Annotated in this window: 18 protein-coding genes; 14 read left to right on the forward strand and 4 right to left on the reverse strand. The window is 53.9% G+C overall.

The features are described 5' to 3' along the window. Nucleotides 1–190 precede the first annotated feature (190 nt). The 5 genes from GGU46_RS06100 to GGU46_RS06120 are packed head-to-tail and all read left to right on the forward strand — an operon-like array spanning nt 191 to nt 4,198. Nucleotides 191–1,294, forward strand: coding sequence for a DegT/DnrJ/EryC1/StrS family aminotransferase (locus GGU46_RS06100; protein ID WP_183402681.1), 1,104 nt, complete (start codon nt 191–193; stop codon nt 1,292–1,294). After that, nucleotides 1,295–1,717 (forward strand): sugar 3,4-ketoisomerase, encoded by a 423-nt coding sequence (locus GGU46_RS06105; protein WP_183402682.1) that lies wholly within the window; start codon nt 1,295–1,297, stop codon nt 1,715–1,717. Continuing rightward, complete coding sequence (locus GGU46_RS06110; RefSeq protein ID WP_183402683.1) at nt 1,714–2,691, forward strand: GNAT family N-acetyltransferase; 978 nt, start codon at nt 1,714–1,716, stop codon at nt 2,689–2,691. Before GGU46_RS06105 ends, GGU46_RS06110 begins: the two co-directional genes overlap by 4 nt. 56 nt (nt 2,692–2,747) lie before the next feature. Then, nucleotides 2,748–3,209 carry a GNAT family N-acetyltransferase gene (locus GGU46_RS06115; protein ID WP_183402684.1) on the forward strand — a complete coding sequence of 154 codons (462 nt, stop codon included), beginning with the start codon at nt 2,748–2,750 and terminating at the stop codon, nt 3,207–3,209. 41 nt (nt 3,210–3,250) lie between these two features. Next, nucleotides 3,251–4,198 carry a glycosyltransferase family 2 protein gene (locus GGU46_RS06120; protein WP_246398953.1) on the forward strand — a complete coding sequence of 316 codons (948 nt, stop codon included), beginning with the start codon at nt 3,251–3,253 and terminating at the stop codon, nt 4,196–4,198. A gap of 531 nt (nt 4,199–4,729) precedes the next feature. Here GGU46_RS06120 and GGU46_RS06125 read toward each other — a convergent pair. Beyond that, nucleotides 4,730–5,047 carry a hypothetical protein gene (locus GGU46_RS06125; protein WP_183402686.1) on the reverse strand — a complete coding sequence of 106 codons (318 nt, stop codon included), beginning with the start codon at nt 5,045–5,047 and terminating at the stop codon, nt 4,730–4,732. A 195-nt stretch (nt 5,048–5,242) separates the two neighbouring features. Between GGU46_RS06125 and GGU46_RS06130 the strand changes: the two genes are divergently transcribed. From GGU46_RS06130 to GGU46_RS06165, 8 genes are all read left to right on the forward strand, one after another. Then, on the forward strand, nt 5,243–6,340 hold the full coding sequence (locus GGU46_RS06130; protein WP_183402687.1) for an ABC transporter ATP-binding protein: 1,098 nt from the start codon (nt 5,243–5,245) through the stop codon (nt 6,338–6,340). A gap of 94 nt (nt 6,341–6,434) precedes the next feature. Next, nucleotides 6,435–7,637 (forward strand): glycosyltransferase family 4 protein, encoded by a 1,203-nt coding sequence (locus GGU46_RS06135; RefSeq protein WP_183402688.1) that lies wholly within the window; start codon nt 6,435–6,437, stop codon nt 7,635–7,637. Further along, nucleotides 7,634–8,947, forward strand: a complete 1,314-nt coding sequence (locus GGU46_RS06140; protein ID WP_183402689.1) for a glycosyltransferase family 4 protein — start codon at nt 7,634–7,636, stop codon at nt 8,945–8,947. Before GGU46_RS06135 ends, GGU46_RS06140 begins: the two co-directional genes overlap by 4 nt. A gap of 8 nt (nt 8,948–8,955) precedes the next feature. Next, on the forward strand, nt 8,956–9,855 hold the full coding sequence (locus GGU46_RS06145; RefSeq protein WP_183402690.1) for a glycosyltransferase family 2 protein: 900 nt from the start codon (nt 8,956–8,958) through the stop codon (nt 9,853–9,855). Between the two features lie 60 nt (nt 9,856–9,915). Continuing rightward, nucleotides 9,916–10,815, forward strand: a complete 900-nt coding sequence (locus GGU46_RS06150; protein ID WP_183402691.1) for a glycosyltransferase family 2 protein — start codon at nt 9,916–9,918, stop codon at nt 10,813–10,815. A 171-nt stretch (nt 10,816–10,986) separates the two neighbouring features. Continuing rightward, the gene (locus tag GGU46_RS06155; RefSeq protein WP_183402692.1) at nt 10,987–12,150 is read left to right on the forward strand and encodes a glycosyltransferase family 61 protein; all 1,164 of its coding nucleotides are present in this window, start codon (nt 10,987–10,989) and stop codon (nt 12,148–12,150) included. Between the two features lie 39 nt (nt 12,151–12,189). Next, complete coding sequence (locus tag GGU46_RS06160; RefSeq protein WP_183402693.1) at nt 12,190–13,437, forward strand: glycosyltransferase; 1,248 nt, start codon at nt 12,190–12,192, stop codon at nt 13,435–13,437. Nucleotides 13,438–13,484: 47 nt separating this feature from the next. Further along, nucleotides 13,485–14,651 (forward strand): glycosyltransferase family 4 protein, encoded by a 1,167-nt coding sequence (locus GGU46_RS06165; RefSeq protein ID WP_183402694.1) that lies wholly within the window; start codon nt 13,485–13,487, stop codon nt 14,649–14,651. Here GGU46_RS06165 and rffA read toward each other — a convergent pair. Then, on the reverse strand, nt 14,614–15,771 hold the full coding sequence (gene rffA / locus GGU46_RS06170) for a dTDP-4-amino-4,6-dideoxygalactose transaminase (RefSeq protein ID WP_183402695.1): 1,158 nt from the start codon (nt 15,769–15,771) through the stop codon (nt 14,614–14,616). The genes GGU46_RS06165 and rffA overlap by 38 nt on opposite strands. Further along, nucleotides 15,768–16,709, reverse strand: a complete 942-nt coding sequence (locus GGU46_RS06175) for a glycosyltransferase family 2 protein (protein WP_183402696.1) — start codon at nt 16,707–16,709, stop codon at nt 15,768–15,770. The genes rffA and GGU46_RS06175 overlap by 4 nt, the downstream gene beginning before the upstream one ends. Nucleotides 16,710–16,904: 195 nt before the next feature. On the opposite strand from GGU46_RS06175, the gene GGU46_RS06180 reads away from it, so the two are divergent. After that, nucleotides 16,905–17,972: a glycosyltransferase gene (locus GGU46_RS06180; RefSeq protein ID WP_183402697.1), complete on the forward strand. Its 1,068-nt coding sequence runs from the start codon at nt 16,905–16,907 to the stop codon at nt 17,970–17,972. Here GGU46_RS06180 and GGU46_RS06185 read toward each other — a convergent pair. Next, complete coding sequence (locus GGU46_RS06185; protein WP_183402698.1) at nt 17,924–19,294, reverse strand: hypothetical protein; 1,371 nt, start codon at nt 19,292–19,294, stop codon at nt 17,924–17,926. The genes GGU46_RS06180 and GGU46_RS06185 overlap by 49 nt on opposite strands. Nucleotides 19,295–19,314: the final 20 nt, after the last annotated feature.

Below are 19,314 nucleotides of genomic sequence, written 5' to 3' on the forward strand. Positions count from 1 at the left end.
GTGGCCATATGCCGCCCGGACGCGTTCTAACCAAATAATCTGAGAAGCGAAAGACAGATCAAGCAAGGCTGGAATCAAACTCCGGCGTCCTAACCCCCACTGTAGTGGGCAGGCTGACAGCGGGCGGTAAAATCGTAATGGGAACATTCCCTAATTTTGCTCCATTGGCATCCCCTTAGTAGCAACTTTCATGGCAGTTCCTTTTCTTTCTTTCGCTCCCCAGCACAACCCCATCCGCGACGAGGTTCTAGCGGCCCTGGCCCGCGTCTATGATTCGCAGTGGTTTGTGCTGGGCGAGAACGTGCGAGCGTTTGAGGCCGCGTACAGCACGTTCTCTGGGGCCCGGTACTGCATTGGGGTAGCCAATGGCCTTGATGCGCTGCACCTGTCGCTGCTGGCGCTGGGTGTTGGCCCCGGCGACGAGGTGATAGTGCCCTCCAACACATATATCGCTACGTGGCTGGCTGTTTCCTACGTGGGGGCCACGGTGGTTCCCGTCGAGCCGGACCCCGCCTCCTACAACTTGGACCCCCGCCGGATTGAGGCTGCCATTACGGAGCGCACCCGGGCCATCATGCCGGTGCACCTCTACGGGCAGGCCTGCGAGATGCGCCCCATCATGGAAATTGCCCGGCGGCACAACCTGCTGGTGATTGAAGATAATGCGCAGGCCCAGGGGGCTACCTCCCACGGCGGCCTGACTGGTAGCTTCGGCCACGCGAACGGAACCAGTTTCTACCCTGGCAAAAACCTGGGGGCACTCGGCGACGCCGGCGCTATTACCACCAACGATGAGGAGATTGCCCGGAAAATTCAGACCCTGCGCAACTACGGCTCCCAGCGCAAATACTACAACGAGGTTATCGGCTACAACTCCCGCCTGGATGAGATGCAGGCCGCGGCGCTGTCAGTAAAGCTGCAGTACTTGCCCGAGTGGACGCGGCAACGCCAGCAGATTGCCCGGTGGTACAATGAAAAGCTACAGGGGGTAGGCGACATCCAGATACCCGTGGTAGCAGAGGGTAGTACGCACGTTTATCACCTCTACGTTGTCCGGACGGCGCATCGGGACGCCCTACAGCAGCACCTTGGCAAGGCCGGTATTGGTACGCTTATCCATTACCCGGTGCCCCCTCATCTGCAGCAGGCTTACGCTACCTCCGGTTACCTAGTGGGCTCTTTCCCTATTGCGGAGGAGTTGGCCAATACCTGTTTGAGCCTGCCCATGTGGCCTGGCATGACGCCAGAGCAGGTAACAACTGTAGCAGACGAGATAGGGGCTTATTTCAACTGAATGGATAACGCAGCGCAACAGCCCCGGCTAATTGAGTTTTCCCGATTAGGTGATACTACAATCGGTTACCTGACGGTTGCCCAGAATAGTGGTCTGCCGTTCACCGTTCAGCGCGTTTATTGGACCTACTCTGTTTCCGACGAAGTAGTGCGCGGGCACCATGCCCATAAAGAGTTAGAGCAGATTATTTTCGCTGTCAGTGGTGAAATAGAATTTACGCTCGAGGATATATGGGGTAAGCAAACCACGTATTATCTTGATAAGCCCAATGTTGGCCTATATATTCCTCGCCTGTATTGGCGGACAATTAAATTTTCGCGCGATGCCGTTCTGCTGTGTCTGGCTTCACTGGAGTATATAGAGGAGGAATATATTCGGGATTATGTTATTTTCTCTCAACTAAAACAAATGGGCTCCAAATGAATGAGTTAGTCAACTTACCTGTATATACAGTTAAGCAATACACGCAAGAGGATATAGCTGTCTGGGATAAGTTTATTGATGATAGCATCAATGGTACTTTCCTATTCAGGCGCTCCTTTATGGATTATCACAAGGATAGATTCAGTGATAAATCATACATGGTATGGAATAAAGAAAACCTGATAGCTGTATTTGTAGCTGCCGTACCAAAAAATGCATCAAATCATCATGTTTTAATTGCTCATCCAGGACTGACATATGGTGGATTGGTGTATAAATGTGATATTAAATACGAACAGTTAGAGAATGTATTTAACTCTCTTGTCGCAAAAATAAAAAGTGATGGATTTGAAAAAATAGTTATAAAGCCTGTTGCTAGAGTTTTTTGCAAAGAATATTCTGAGGCACAAGAGTTTTATTTCTATAAAAATAACTTCGAAATAATCTGCAGGGATGTCAATTCGGTTATTAATCTAAATAACCCATTGCGTTTGACCAAAGCTAGAAGAAAAAATATAAGAAAAGCTTCTGCTACTGGGGTAGTAATACAGAAGAATGATAGTTTGATTGAATTTTGGGATATAATGAGTGATAGTCTTATGAAAACACATAGTGTTAAGCCTGTTCATACGGTCGATGAAATGTATGGGTTAATTAAAAATAATCCGGATAATATTCGGTTATACACAGCTTCGATTAATGATAAAATTGTAGGAGGTACACTGCTATTCATTGATGCAGCGCGCGGATTTGTTCATAGTCAGTACACTCACGCGAATGAGGAAGGGCGTAGTGCTCGCGTTATAGATGCTTTGGTAGTGTATGCTGCTGAGGTTGCAAAACAGGAGGGTATACTAAAATTTTCATTTGGTATATCCACCGTCAACTCAGAAGTAAACTATGGCTTACTTTCGCAGAAAGAGGACTTTGGTTCCGTTATAGAGCTGACTGATGTGTTCGAAAAACATTTGTAGCAGTTGCGTTTGTTTCTGATATACTGCACGACCTCATCATTTAATTTCGGTATTTAGTGGACGAACTACAGTACACACTATTCGATGAGGTAATGCTAGAACATTCCTTCAAATGGGTGAACGACCCTGAAATACAATCATTAATTCAGGGTGTGCCAGTGACTCGCCAGGAACAACGGGAGTGGTTTGAAAAATTGCCAACCAGAAATAATTTTATTATTTGGGGGATTCGTTGTAAAGAAATTCCTGTTGGAGCATTTGGAATAAAAAATATTTCCGGTGACGTGGGAGAGTATTGGGGTTATATCGGTGATAAGGCATACTGGGGAATGGGTATTGGGAGTTGGATGATGAAAACCGTGATTATGCTTGCTAGAGAGAAAAAATTGAAAAAATTGTATCTTAAAGTTTTGCGTAACAATCATAGAGCAGTTAATTTGTATCTGAAGTGGGGTTTTGATATAAAGAAAAATGAGTTCAATGATGAGTTGATAATTATGGAAAAAAAAATACAATAAACTCTCAGTAGTAAAAGCACGGGTTGATGGAAAACGCTCCAATGAAAAATTCTTCGAATCCTTTAGTTAGTATATGCGTTACTTCGTATAACCATGCTCAGTATGTGTTAGAAACATTGGATAGTTTGTGGAACCAGAATTATAAACCAATTGAAATTGTTATTGTAGATGATCATTCTCAGGATAATTCAGATGAAGTAATAGCATCCTGGGTGAAACGGCATGAACCGCTATGCGATAGTGCGGAGAGGGTTTTAAAATATATCTATCAGAATGAAAATCGTGGCGTTTGTCATACGTTGAATACGGCTATTAAAAACTCAAACGGAGTTTATATCAGCACCATCGGATCGGATGATATTTATCTATTGGATAAGATATCTGAGCAGGTTAAATTGCTTGAAAGTGCTGATGAAGGCGTAGGGATGTTAACCAGCGCGATTGAGTTTATAGATGAACAAGGCAATTACATGAATAAGCCGGACGACTTTGCTGTGTCGCACCCGGAAAATATATTTATTCCATTGTTAGAGCGCTGCTTCATTGCTGCAATGAGTACTTTGGTACGTAGGTCTTGCTATGAAAAGGTTGGTTTGTTTGACGAGAAACTGCCTTTTGAAGACTGGGATATGTGGTTACGAATAGCCAAGGAATATAGAATACTATATTCTCCCAAGGTGAGCGCTCTATACCGACGACATAGTGCCTCGTCGTTCGAAACCCGAAAGCGGCAGGATCAGGAAGGCTCATTGATGTTACTAAACAAGCACCGCGGTTTTAGCCCTGAAGCCGACCATATTATTAAAGCCCAAACGCGGTTGCGTTCAGAACTGCTCTACCAGATTGGTAGCCCGCAGGCGGCACACTGGCTGCGCGTACGGTGGCAAGATGATCATTCCCTTATAAGTTGGGGCCTTTACATGTGCGCCAAGCTAGGCATACCAGGCAAATCAGTGATGAAGGCCCAGCGCCTGCTTGGGCGCCGCTGATCTTCATTGGCCAGGTGGCTTGCCGATAGAAAGCCCTTTTGGTGCAGCACAGCCCCTTGGTACCATCGCCAAGGGGCTGTGCTGCACCAAGAGGGTATAACACAGCCGAACTTTTTAAATACCGCCTGCGTACGGCGGGGGGCTTTCTGTCAATTATTCAAGAAGTTGATCAGAGCCCGGAAGCAGGGTTCCCGTTCTGGTGGGTAGGCTCTATAGCTTTACCATCGAATTGGATAACAACCAAACGATTGATAAAAACTTCTCAAGATTTTATCTTGTACCTTTGCGGGCCCAATCGATAGCGTGCGGCGTACAGTCTGCTCCAGACCTGTGCCTCTTCCGCCGCAATTCATCAAGTTTCAGCTTAAAATGCTAACAGGCAACATAGTAACAGAGGCCATCAAGAGTATCCTGCGTTATCTGTCGCCGACGGAAAAAAAGCGGGCATTTTTGCTGTTTCTGCTGCAGATATTCACTTCGTTTCTGGATGTATTCGGCCTAGCGTCATTGATTCCAATAGTTACGTTAGCGTCACGACCAGGGGCAGTGTTGCAGAATAAATGGGCTTCCCCACTCTACCACGGCTTGGGCTTCCAGACTGAAACGGCATTTTTCGTGACGGCCGTTCTGGTTGTCTTCGTTTTCTTTCTGCTTAAAAACATTTTCATCAGCTGGATCAACTACAAGCAAGTACAATTCACGGCAGATGTCGCCCTGAAAATCATTGATAGCCAATACGTGAAATACATTGGCCTGCCCTTCTGGCGGTTTCAGGAAATCGGTACTTTTAAGGTGGTCAATGAAGTATTGACCGTTCCGAATGCCTATCTGAATGGTATAATGCGGCAATTGTTTGTGCTGCTTTCCGAGGGAATTATTATATTAATTGTTGTGCTGGGGATTCTATTATACCAGCCAACGCTATTTGTCATATTGGCTGCCACACTGGTGCCCGCTACCTACGTTACATACAAAGCGTTGCGCAACCGGGTGCAGCGGCTAGGAGAAGAGCGGGATCTTCATGCGCCTACGGCCTACAGTATTGTGAGTGACACTTTTGCTGGGTACGTAGAGCTGAAGCTGGCCCATAAGCTGCAGCTGTTCCGCCAGCGCATTAACGCCAACCAGCGACTTCTGCAAAACGTTGATGCCAAAGGGTACGTGTACGGGCTGTTGCCGCCCAGAACTATTGAGATGGTTTCTATTCTGGCTGTGGTTACCATCATCCTCTACGCACTGCTCGTTACCCGCGACACGACTACCCTGGTAACTATCGTAGGCCTGTTTGCCGCCGCCGCGTACAAGCTGATGCCCTCCGTCAATCGGATATTGGCTAGCATGGTGTCCATGAAACAGCACCTTTACACGCTGGAAGCATTAAAGGCCTATGAGGAGCCGCAATGGCGGGAACATATGATAAAGCAAGAGCCCGCTATTCGCTTCCAGCAGAGGGTAGAGTTTGACAACATCACGTTTGCTTTTCCGGGTAGTGATAAGCCCGTGCTGCGGAACATTTCCTTCACAATTAACAAAGGAGAGAAGATCGGCTTTATTGGCAGCTCCGGCTCCGGTAAAACCACCCTCATGAACCTACTGCTGCGCTTCTATACCCAGCAGTCCGGTGAAATACGTGTGGATGGTGTGCCCCTGCGCCTGGAGAATACAGAAGCCTGGCACCAGCTGGTGGGCTACGTAAAGCAGGATACGTTTCTAATGCAGGCTTCCCTGCGCGATAATATTACACTGGGTGAATCCGACCCCGATCCGCAGCGCCTGCAGTACGCCCTGGAGCAGGCCTCTCTGGCAGATTTTGTGGAAAGCCTGCCCCAGGGGCTGGACACGGTGTCGGGGGAGAGAGGGGCCCGGCTTTCAGGCGGGCAGCGGCAACGCATTGGGGTTGCCCGGGCCATGTACAAGCAAACCCAGATTCTGGTGATGGACGAGGCTACCAGCGCCCTGGATACGCAAACTGAAAAGGAGGTAACCGAGGCTATCAACAAGCTCTCGGCCACGGATATTACCATTCTGATTATTGCCCACCGCATCACTACCCTGCGGCAGTGCGACCGGATTTATGAGCTGAAGGACGGGCAGATAGTGGCCGTGCACACCTACGAAGATCTGATTGCCAAGCACGTGTAGCCGCCTGCCGGAATTGCTGGCTTTGTAGCCGGCGGCGCAAATTGGCGGGCGTTCCATAACGAGTTTCTATCCTGCCAGCAGCAGGCTAAAATCAATGAGAATACTGATTTCTACGTGGTCTTTGCAGGTAGGAGGGGGCGAGGTACTGGCCATGAATCTGGCCGCTGAGCTTCACCGCCGCGGGCACACTGTATTTGTATTTAACCAGCGGGCTGAGCTAATTGATCAGGCCCTGGTAGCGCGGCTGCTACCGCCACAGGTTCAGGTACTGTCGATGGCCGATAAGCCGGGCGAGAGTTTTTGGGCGTATAAAATCAATGCGCTGCAGCAGCGCCTCGGCCGCTCAGCTACATTCTTTCAGCAGCGGCAGCAGGCCTATCTGGCCGAGTGCCTGCGCCGCCACCGCATAGAACTGATAAGCAGCCACGCCACCGTGGCCGATGCTATTTGTATGCCCGTTGCCCAGCAGCTGGGTATTCCACTCGTTATTACGGAGCACGGCGAGTACAACAAGTTTCTGCAGGAAGGCCGCCGCGACTTTGCGCCCGTGCTCCAGGCTGCCGCGCGCATCCTGACCGTGTCGCGCTACTGTCAGCGTAATCTAAAAGCCGCTTTTCCCGGTTTGCCGGCCCTAGAAACGGTGTACAATGGCGTGGTTACTACCCCCGCTAACGCCCAGGAAGCTCGCCGGGCGTTGCATATCCCGTCGGATGCCTTTGTTTTTGGCATGGTAGCGCGAGGCATTGAGGAAAAGGGCTGGAAATATGCCGTGCAGGCATTTCAACACGTAAAAGGGGAAGCCGCCGGCCGGCCGCTCTACCTCGTGCTGGTAGGCGGAAGCCCGTATTTGCAGCAGTTGCAGGCCGAGTGCGCCGCCGATACGAGCATTGTGTTTACCGGGCAGGTGCCAAATCCCGATTTTTACGTGGCTGGGTTTGATGTGGGCCTATTGCCTACCTATTTCCGGGCCGAGGCATTGCCCCTGGCCATAATTGAGTACATGGTAAGCGGTAAGCCGTCGGTAGCAACCCGCGTAGGCGGTATTCCGGAGCTGCTCGAATCATCAGCCGGCCTTACGGGGCTGCTTGTGGACATGGAGCCTGCCACCTATACTCCTCAACTGCCCATGCTGACAGCGGCTATGCGACGGTACTACCAAGAGGCGGATGTGTATGCCAGTCACGCGCAAAACGCACTGGAGGCCAGCCAGCAGTTTTCCATTGAAACGTGTGCCGCTCAGTATGAGCGTGCCTTCCAGCTAGCTGCCGCTACGTCGCATAGCCCTGCCCATGTATGAGAATACTATACACCACGCTTAATCTACAGAAAGCGGGGTCGCATATTGTGGCCCTGACATTGGCATCGGGTATTGCCAATACCAAGCGCCACGAAGTGTTTTACTTCAATCATGGGGAGCAGATGGTAGATGCCGGCATGGTAGCGGCATACCTCAGCCCCCAGGTGCGCCTGCTTGATATGAATTCCTTTCCGCGCCTGAACAAGGTATTGTGGAAAATGAATGGCTTGCTGAAGCGCCTAACTGGCTACGCGGGCTTTCATGAAACATGCAAGACGCTGGTATTCTTTTATGTGCTTATCCGGCACCGTATCGACGTAGTACACGGGCACGAGATACTGGTGAAACATTCCCGGCTCACCAAAGTGGCTCGTTTCCTTTCCGTGCCGGTGGTTATTACCGACCATAACGGTTACACCATGTTGCTGAAGGTAGGGGATATCTCTTTCTACCCATATGCCAATAAGGCTAAAGCCATTGTGGCCGTATCGGAGTACACAGCTCGGGTGTTGCAGGAGGGGAGCACCCATGAGGATTCAGCCCTTTTGCGTGCCTATGGTGAGAAGGTGTTGGCCTCCGACCACAAAGCCGAGTATGAAAGCCTGAAAGCCCGGCGTGAGGTTACCGCAACCGAGCGGCTAACTACGCCAGTAACTACCATTTATAACGGGGTAGTACGCTACCAAAAGCCTTTGCCGGAAGCTGCCCAACTGAAGCAGCAACTTGGCATCCCGGCCGGGGCGCTGGTCTTTGGCATGATAGCGCGTGGCACCGAGCAGAAGGGGTGGCGCTTTGCGCTGGCGGCCTACCAGGAGCTGAAACGCCGGCATCCGGAGCGGCAGTTTGCCTGGCTTTGCATGGGGGAGGGGCCCTGCATCGACGAGATACGGGCTGAATTGGGAGACCAGTACCCCGATATTATCTTTGTGGGCAATGTAGACGATCCTCACTACTATATGTCGGCGTGTGCGGTGGGCCTGGTGCCCTCCAGCTTCTCCGAAGGCCTACCCCTCAGCATCGTAGAGTTCTTCGAGCATCGGGTTCCGGTTATTGCCAGCGACTTGTGCGGCATTCCCGAGGTGATTGCGCCGGCTGGCGCGGAGCCGGGCGGATTCTTAATTGAAATGGAAGAAGACTCCACCCCCCGCCTTAGCAGCCTGCTGGCTCATATGGAGCAGTATGTACAGGATGCGGCTCTGCTGCGGCGGCATGGTGAGGCAGCCTTTGCCATCCGTAGGCGGTTCGACATGGATCAGTTTGTTGCTTCTCACGAACAGCTTTATACCAAGGTGGTGGCTTCTGGCCAGTAGTTTTTTCCATGCAGGTTTCCGTTATTATCATCAACTACAACACCTTTCAGCTTACCAGCGAGGCAGTTGAGTCCATTATTAAGCACACGAAAGGGGTTAGCTACGAGATTATCGTGGTGGATAACGCCTCTACCGAGTGCGACCCTGGCCTGTTTGAGCAGCGTTTTCCCTCTATCAAGCTCGTGCGCAACCCCGATAACTCGGGCTTTGCCAAGGGCAACAACCTGGGGATTCAGCATGCTACCGGGGAAACAATTCTGCTTTTCAACAGCGACGCGGCCTGCCTGAACGACGCATTGGCGCTGACCTACCAAGCTCTGCAGGCCGAGCCGGAGCTGGGCCTGGTTACGGCCCGCCTGGAGTATCCGGATGGTCGGGTGCAACACTCCTGCGGCCGTTTCCCCTCCATCAGTCTGCAGCTTGTGGAACTGTTGCGCCTGCAGAAATTCATGTCGGCGGAGCAGCGCGGACGCATTTTACAGGGGGCTTTCTTCTCGTATGATGAACCGCTCTACCCCGACTGGGTGTGGGGAACCTACTATCACCTGAAGCGGGAGGTAATTGAAAAAATGCCCGGCGGTCATCTAGCCGACGACTTTTTTATGTACGCCGAGGATCTGCAGTGGAGCTACACAGTGCGCAAGCTGGGCTACACGGTTAAGTACGTTCCTCAGGCCCGGGTAATGCACCACTTCTCACAGAGCACCAAAAAGGAGAAGCGGCTTAATCAGGGTAATATGATTCTGCAGAATGAAGACACATTTCTGCAGCGCGAATACGGCTGGGCGACCACCAAGGCCTATTACCTGACGAAAATGGCGAACTTCTTGCTGATGCGCGGCAACCCAGAGCACCGCCGGCACATGCTACAGCAGTATGGTAAGCTGCTGCGGGGCAAGTCGCTCTAAGCTTGCTTCGCACCAGAAACGCTTCCCGTCGGCTTTTTTAACGGTATTACCCCTTCTCCAGTGGCTTCTTCAGTTTCTCAGGCTCCCTTCTTCTCCATTGTTGTGCCGTGCTACAACCGGGCCGATATTATCCCGGAAACCGTGCAGGCCATTTTAAGGCAGAAGTACCAGGATTTTGAGCTGATTCTGGTAGATGATGGCAGCCGCGACAACTTGCGGGACGTAGTGGCCAGCATCAAGGACCCGCGCGTACACTACTACTATAAGCAGAACGGGGAGCGGGGCGCCGCCCGTAACTACGGTGCCCAGCGGGCTCAGGGCCAGTACATCAACTTTTTCGATTCTGACGACGAGATGTACCCCAACCACCTGCAGGTAGTCAGGGACTTTCTTGATCAGCACGGTCTGGTCGAGGTAGTACATACTGGCTACGAGCGGCTGGACGAGCAGAACCGGGTTATTAGTGAGGTCTGTGAGTTTGCGGGCAGCACCAACGAGGCCCTGCTGCATGACAACCCCCTGGCCTGCAACACAGTATTCGTGCGGCGCGATATTGCCCTGGCAAACCCTTTTGAGGAGGACCGGCGGCTGGCCAGTGCCGAAGACTGGGAACTGTGGCTGCGCCTAGCCAGTAAGTACACGTTTCATCCGGTGCGGCAGAAGACCTTTTGCCTGCGTGAACATGCTGGCCGCAGTCTGAATACCATAGCCCCGGAAGCTGTACGCACCCGCGACGAGCTGTTTGCGCAGCTAGTAAGCCAAAACCCTGATTTCAGCCGTCGCTTCCCCGGGCAGCTTTCCAAGTTTGTGGCTGACCGCTACACGTTTATTACCCTGACGATGGCCTTAAGTAAGACTCATCGGGCCGAAACGCTTCAGTACTTGTGGAAGGCCGTACAGCACGATCCGACTGTGCTATGGCGGCGCCGTTTTCTGGCTTCCGTAAAGCACCTCATATAGCAGCTCAGGCTTTCCGGAGGTGCGTTATAACTCAATACTCAAATAAGTAGCTGCCGTTTAAATTCCAATAGTGAATTTCTGGTAATGGCGCTGAGATAAAAGTGTTGCTTGATATTATTAAGTAGGCGATAAGGTTCGTTATGCTTTATAAGCCGTTATATAACGAAGTTTTTGAAGTTCGGTAAAATGAAAAAGATTTTAAAAAAAGTGTTTCCAATTGTATTGCTAAAAAAAGCGCACTTACGCTATAATGCAATACGTATCAACACGGTAGATAAAATATTATTTCCGGAGAAAATATTTGCTGATAAGGAATTCGTAATTAAGCGCGACGATTATCCGTTCCGGATTACTACCGTGCCCAAGCAGCATCTGGATGCTCGCTTACAGCATCAGATTTCACTTTACGAAAACTGGACGCAGGATGAGTATCTGCTCGTGTACGACCGGGAATGCATTATAGAGCCTAAACACGGCTGGGCACTTTCGGCTGATAATAAGCTGATTTATCCTTCTCTTGGGTTTAGCCGGGCTACCTACCTACCCAAGCCTTCTTTGCAGATTCTGAAATTAAATAAAGCGGCACTTCCTGCACACGAAGTGCTGGTTTCTCTGCGCGATACGGGTGAGGAAAACTATTACCACTTCTATAATGATGTGTTGGCTAAACTGTTTTTTCTGGAAGAGAAACTGCAGTTGCCCTACGATACCCCGTTGCTGATTGCGGAAGCACTGTACAAAAAGTCCTTTTTCCAATATTTCTTACAGCATCCCTACCTCAAAAACCGGAACTGGGTAATTCAGAAGGAAGGCGAATATATCCGCAGTAAAAAAACGTATTTCTGCAAGCCGCTGACCCACACTGCCTCGTACTACGAGCGAATCCGGGAGTTGGTGCAGCCGCAGGATCTAGCTCCATCTTCGGCCAGTAATCGGCGCATATTCATTACGCGCAGCCCAAAGCGCCTTCGTTTTATTGAGAACAACGCTGAGATTGAAGCCATCTGCCAGGCCGAAGGGTTTGAGGTGGTGGATTTTGATACGATGACCCTAGCGCAGCAGGCCCGGCTGCTTAGTGAGGCGCGTTACGTAATCGGGATTCATGGCGCTGGCCTGGTAAACATGATGTTCAGGGGTAAGCAGGCCATGGGGCTGCTGGAAGTATTCCCGCCCGGTGAGTACTACCCCTTCCACTATATGTTGATGGCCGCGCAGTTGGGCTACCAGTATGATAGTCTGATTGGGGAGCCCAGCGAGAACAAGTATTCAGGTGGCTTCTATGTAAAGCCCGACGAATTCCGCCAGCGTATGCAGGCATTGCTACCCCAAGCTTAGGCTGTAAGGCACACCCCACGGCGGCAGAAGCTGAATTGTATGAATTCTATGCGTAAGAACCTGTTAATGGTCATTCCTAACTTAGGGCTGGGAGGCGCGCAACGCGCTTTTCACGACCATAGTGTGGAGCTGAGCAAGTACTACAACGTCACCGAGGCAGTATTCGACCTCGACCTCGACAACCTGTACCCATCGGGTAACCGCCTGGAGAGCCTGCAGGTAGCGGGCGGCGGCGGGCCGGTGCAAAAGGTGTCCAACTTTTTCCGCCGTGTCCGGGAACTGAAACGCCTAAAAAAACGGCTTCGGACTGACATCTGCATCAGTCATCTAGAGGGAGCCGACTACGTGAACCTGCTTAGCAAAGGCCAGGAAAAAGTAATTCTGCTGATACAAGGTTCCAAAACCCATGACCGTAACATCAGCGGCCTTACGGGGTGGCTACGCAAGGACGTGCTGATGCCCATGCTCTACAAGCGGGCCGACCGAATCGTATGCGTCAGTCGTGACATCATTCCCGAAATGATAAATGACTATGGGGTAGCCCCAGGCAAGCTCAGCGCCATCAATAATTCCTTTGAGGTAGAAAGCGTGTGGGAGCGGGCTCAGGAGCCGTTGCCGCCGGCCATGCAAGCGGTATATGAGTCGGGGCCAATTCTGGTGACCTCCGGCCGCCTGGCCATTCAGAAAAATCAAAAGCCTCTGCTCGATATTTTCGCGGAGCTGCACAAAACGCAGCCGGCTAAGCTGGTTTTCATCGGTGATGGGGAATTGCGGGTAGAACTGGTAGAGCATGCTCGCAGTTTGGGTTTGCGGGTGTACGAAGCCTGGGCTGAAACGCCGCTCACCCCGGAATTCGACGTATATTTCGTGGGTTTGCAGCATAACCCCTTTCAGTATATCCGGCCGGCTACTGCCTTCGTGTTTCCCTCGGCCTGGGAAGGGTTCCCGCTGGCCCTGGGCGAGGCCATGACCTGCGGCGTACCCGTTGTGAGCACCGATTGTCCCACCGGACCGCGCGAAATGCTGGCCCCCGATTCCGATACACCGGCCCGGCCTATCAGAACCGCTGAGTGGGCCAAATACGGTCTGCTGATGCCGATGCTGACCGATGCCGCTACGCTGGCCGCCGACCAGAAAATATGGGTGGAAACCCTGCGTACTCTGCTTGCGGATGCTGGCAAGCGTCAGCAGCTGGGCCAGGCGGCTCGTCTTCGCTCCAACGACTTTACCCACGCCAATACCTTTCGCCGCTGGCAGAAGCTCATTGATGAGGTGCTGGCCGAATAGGATAGGTATTTATCGGGCAGCAATACGTTTTTTAAGGCAAGGTCCTGTTGAAAAAGCCCCTGATTCTTGTAGTGGATAACTCCCGGGCGGTAACCGGGGCGCTGAATGCCATGCGCCACGCCACCGGTCCGTTGCGGGAGCAATTTCAGTTTGAGTACGTAGTGCCTACCCGTAGCACGGCCCGGGCGGTGCTGGAGCAGGATGGCTACGCGGTGCACGAGCTACCCTTCACGGAAATCAGTCGCCGTAAAGCTGACTTGCTGCTCTATGGCCCCATGCTGCTACTGAATGGGTGGCGTCTGTTCCGCCTAGCTCAGCAGCGGGGAGCCAGTATTATCCACCTCAACGACTTCTACAATCTGACGGGGTACGTGGCCAAGATCCTGAGCTGGGGCCGGGTGCGGGTAGTAACGCACGTACGTTTTCTGCCGCAAAGCCTGGTGCAACCACTGGCTCGTACGTGGCGCTGGCTGGGTGAGCGGTTTGCTGACCGGGTCTTGTGCGTGTCGGAGGCAGTGCGCCGCTACTTCGGCCCGTCGGCAGGGGTGCAGGTAGTCTTTGACCCCATTCCGGGGGTGGAGCGCTACCCCCCGCCTCTGGTACCAGCTAGCCGCCCCGATAATACGGTTCAGCTTTTGTACCTGAGCAACTATATTCAGGGGAAGGGACAGAATTTTGCTCTGGAGGCTTTCCGGCAAGCCTATACTCACAACAGACGGTTACGGCTCACCTTTGCCGGTGGCGACATGGGCCTGGAGAAAAACCGCGAGTTCCGGCAGCAACTGGAAGCCGCCGCGCAAAACCAGGGCCTGGCTGGAGTGGTAACCTTCCGGGGCTTCGTGGCCGATGTGGAGCAGGCCATCAAGGGCGCCGATATCCTGCTGAACTTCTCGGAGTCAGAGTCGTTTTCCCTGACCTGTCTCGATGCCCTGTATTTTGGCACCCCCCTCATTGCCACAGATTGCGGAGGACCAGCGGAGCTGTTTGAGAACGGCGTTTCGGGCCTGCTGGTACCCAACCGGGACGTAGCCGCCATGGCGGCAGCCATCCGGGCGCTGGCCGCTGACCGTGACAAGCAGACCCGGTTTGCGGCAGCCGGACGCCGGTACGTACGGCACAAGTTTCGGCCGGAGGCTACCTACGGACAGTTGGCTCAGGTATATACAGCGGTGCTGGCTACCGCGCGCCGTAAAAAGTCAGCACTGCCTCAATAACCCGTTGCTGCTCTGAGTGGGTTAGCTCGAAGAAGAGCGGCAGCCGGACCAGCAAGTTGGCGTAGCGCTGCGCGTGCGGCAGGGGCGCGCCGCTGTACAACGACCGGAAAAAAGGGCTGCTGTGGAGTGGCTGGTAGTGAAATACCGCCAGAATGCCCCGCGCGGCGAGGTGGCTGATCAGCGCCTGCCGCTCGGGTAGTGTACGGCATAGCAAGTAGAAGATGTGGCCGTTGTGGGCCGCGGCATAAGCTGGAACCACGGGCAGCCCCACGCCCAAAGCTCCTAGTGGAGCCAGCGCTTCCCGGTACCAGTGCCACTGCTGAAGCCGCCGCTGTGAAATGCAGTGTCGGTTCTCCAACTGGGCCCACAGGAAGGCGGCGGTCATTTCGGAGGGTAGAAAGGACGAACCAACATCCACCCACTCGTATTTGGCCGTTTCGCCCCGGTAGAAGGCGGCGCGGTTGGTGCCTTTCTCCCAAAGAATTTCGGCCCGCTCAGCAAACCGGGCATCATTGATGGCCAACAGCCCACCCTCCCCGGCGCTGATATTCTTGGTTTCATGGAAGGAAAAGGCGGCCAAGTGCCCAATGGTGCCCAGCCGCCGCGCAGCATGGTATGATTCAATGGCCTGGGCTGCGTCTTCAATCAAAATCAGGTTGTGCTGCCGGATCAGGGGTAGCAGCGCGTCCAGGTCGCAGGCTACCCCGGCGTAGTGCACCACCACCACGGCTCGGGTGCGCGGGGTAAGCAAGCGGGCCACGGTAGCCGCATCCAGGTTGGGATGCTCGGGGCTGCTGTCGGCGAAGACCAGGGTAGCCCCGCACAGCAGAAAGGCGTTGGCCGTAGAGGTAAACGTGAAGGAAGGCAGAATAATCTCGTCGCCGGGCTGCAGATCAAGCAGCAGGGCCGCCATTTCCAGGGCCGCCGTGCCGCTCGTCGTCAGCAGTGCCTTCTGAAAGCCGTACGTCTGCTCAAAAAACTGATGGCAGCGCTGGGTGAAAACGCCATTGCCCGACAGCTTACCCAGCGCAACGGCTTCGGCAATATACTCCAGCTCAGGCCCAACCAGGTACGGCTTGTTGAAAGGAATAAAATCAGGAGGAAGCGGCGACGGAATCATAGGCGTGGGGTACCCTCGGCGACAACATACAACGGACGGGCCCGCACTCCTTCAAAGGTTTTGCCCACGTACAAGCCTACTACCCCCAGCACCGTAATCAGTACGCCCGAAAAAAAGCACAGCGACACGATCAGACTGGCATAGCCCAGCACGACAATCTGGCCGCGCAGGGCCCGGATCAGCATAATCACGCCCAACCCAAAGGCCACACCGGCCAGCAGCAAGCCGAAGTACACTGCCAGGCGCAACGGCTTATCGGAGTAAGAAAGCATAATATCGAGGGCCAGCTGCAGGCGCCGGCCCAGCGAGTAGGAGGTAGGCCGCTCGCTGCGGCCGTGCTGCACGGGTAGCGTGGCTTGCCGAAAACCCGCCCACCGAACCATCGTCGGGAAGTAGCGGGTGCTTTCGCGCAGCTGCCGGACGGTGGCAATCAGGCGGCGGTGGTAGATGCCAAAGTTACCTACTTCGGGGTCCTGCGTCTGGCCGGTGAGGTAGGAAAGCACGGCGTAGAACGCGCGGGCGCGCCAGACGGTGAAGGCCGAGTCGGTGCGGCGGCCGCGGCGGGCACACACGGCGTCGTACCCTTCCTGGGCTTTGTCCCACAGGCGGGTAATTTCCTCGGGCTGATCCTGCAGGTCACAGTCCAGCACTACTACCCACTCGCCCTGGCACAGATCGAGGCCGGCCGTGATGGCGTGGTGCTGGCCAAAATTGCGCGACAACCGCAGGCCACGGATCTGCGGCGTGCGGGCCGCGTGCCGGCAGATACCGGCCCAGCTGGCATCCGTGCTGCCGTCATCAACCAAGATAATTTCGTAGGAACCCGGCAGCGCGGCCAGGGTTGCTTCCAGGCGCCCGATCAACTCGTCCAGCACCTGCTCTGCCTGATACACAGGGCTAACCACGGAGAGCAGCGGGGCAGGCGGACTAACGGGCATAGGCAGGAGCGTAGCAAATGTGGGGTAGTGCAGAGAAGCCCACGCAGCAGCTAACCACCAAAGATACTAAGGAGGGGCATTGCTTGTGCCCTATTGAGCCCGCAGGCTGGTGTCAGCGGCGGTAGTTACCGTACCTTTGCGGCTTCTACTCACCACAGTACGGCCCCACTGCCCCCGGCCTGGCTTCTTCTTGTTATGCGTATTCTTTTTCTGGTTCCCTATCCTACCGGCAAAGCTCCTTCCCAACGGTTCCGCTTTGAGCAGTACTTCGGCTTCCTCCGGGCCGCTGGTACTCAGTACCACGTAGCTTCTTTTATTTCGGATGCTACCTGGGCTATTCTCTACAAGCCGGGGCATCAGGCGCAAAAGGTAGCCGGTATTCTGGCCGGGTTCCTGCGCCGTTTTCTGCTGCTGTTTTCGGTGCCGAAGTACGACTACATCTTTATTCACCGCGAAGCTTCCCCCATTGGGCCGCCGGTATTTGAGTGGCTGATTGCCAAAGTGCTGGGCAAGAAGATTATCTATGACTTCGACGACGCCATCTGGATTCCGAACACATCGGAGGCCAACAAAATAGTGGCCGGCGTGAAGTGGCACCACAAAGTGGGTAGCATTTGCCGCTGGGCTTACAAAGTGAGCTGCGGCAACGCCTACCTGCGCGATTACGCGCGCCAGTTCAACCCGAACGCCGTTATCAACCCCACTACCATCGACACGGAGCACTTGCACAACCAGGTCCGCAACCAGGAGGCGCCGGGCAAGCTGGTTATCGGCTGGACGGGCACCCATTCTACCCTTAAATACATTGAGCAGGTAGTGCCCGTGCTGGCCCGGCTGGAGCAGGAGTTCGACTTCGAGTTTCGGGTGATTTCCAACCAGCCGCCCAACCTGCCGTTGCGCAGCTTGGTGTACCAGCCCTGGCGCAAGGAAACCGAAATTGCCGACTTGCTGACCTTCCATGTCGGGCTGATGCCCCTGGAAGACGATTTGTGGGCCAAGGGCAAATGCGCCTTCAAAGCCCTGCAATACATGGCCTTAGGAGAGCCGGCTCTGGTTTCGCCGGTAGGCATGAACACGGAGGTGGTAGAAGAGGGCGTAAACGGCAACATCTGCGCTACTCCCGCCGAGTGGGAAGCGGCCCTGCGGCGGTTGCTACAGAACCCCGAGCTGCGCACGCGCATGGGCACGGCCGCCCGCGCCACTATTGTGGCGCGCTACTCGGTAGTAGCCAATCGGCCCAATTTTCTGGCACTATTCAGCTGAGGGCGCACAGCGCCTCCCGGGCGAACTTTCTTCTGCGACTTGGCCTGCATGATGTAGAGGGCTCCCAAGTAGAAAGGCATCAGCGGGATTTTGTAGCGCACCAAGGTGCCAAAGTTCCCGCTGTTGATGCCCACCCCAATGGCAAATACAATAGCGAACAGGAAGCTGAACAGCAGAATAGGCGTACCAACTATCAGAGATAAGCCTTTAAGTAAACCAGTCCGGTAAAACAACGATGCCGTCAGCCAGATAAACAGGGTGGCCTCCAGAGCTGAAAGCAGCATCACGGGGTTGCGGACCTCAAACAGGAACGGCCGAAAGATAGAAACCACAATGGCCTGCGGGGCTACCTTCAGCGTCGAGCCCAGGCTACCGTCGAACTCGCCGATGTTGTAGGCCGAGCCGTTGGTGGCATAGCTGGTTAGGTACACTTGGTTGATTTTGGCCCGTTCGCCAATCTTTTCCACGTCGTATTTTTCGTCGCCGGCAGTCAGGCCAGTGGCCCCCAGGTAGCCGGCGCCGGCGCCCAGCAACAGAAACAGGGGCTTGAGCAGCATCCGCAGCGCCGCGGATTTTATGCGCTGGTTATTCTCGTTGAAGACCCACAGCAGCGCCGCCGGCAGAAACGACAGCAGAATGTACACCTTCACTGATAGAAGGATGTAAGCGCCCAGCGCGCCCAGCACTACGGCCGTTGGAAGGTTTTTCTTCAGAATGAGGGCGTGGTAAAAACCATAGAAAGCCCAGCCCAAGGCCCCAATGCACAAGGAGTCCTTCATCAGGCCCGAGCCCCAGAAAAACACGGAAGGCAGAAAGAAAACGGCAATGGCCAGCTTCTTGTAGGCCAGGGGGAAAATCCGAATGAAGGTGACGTACATGGCCCACATCCCGCAGAAGCTGGTGAAGGCAAAGCACAGGCCGATAACGGTGTAGGTGTTAAAGCAAAACAGCGAAAACAAGCTAGCCACCTGCACTACGGCGTATTCGGTGGGGGCATCGTACCAGTACATGCGGCCCGTGTAGCGCAGCATATCGGCATCCGGCGGGTGCTGGGCCGTCAGCAGCTTCAGACCCGTGCTGAATGATTCGCCGAACGCCTCGTGCACCACCTTCGTGTGGAAGTAGTAGTTGAACGTGTCGCCGCCCCCGTAGTAAAACTGGTAAATCAGACCCAGGCCAATGGCCCCCAGAAACTTCACGGACAGCGCCGGAATAAAGTACTTCCGGGTAAGGGGATTGGTAAACCGCTTGCGCACAGCAAAGGCTATTCCGTAGAATAAGCCCAGGTAAAGCGGCGTTAAAAACAGGTCCTTGAGTTCCATACGGTGCGCGTGGCAGGCTT

The sequence above is a fragment of the Hymenobacter latericoloratus genome (genome assembly GCF_014199535.1).
Taxonomy (GTDB): Bacteria; Bacteroidota; Bacteroidia; order Cytophagales; family Hymenobacteraceae; genus Hymenobacter; species Hymenobacter latericoloratus.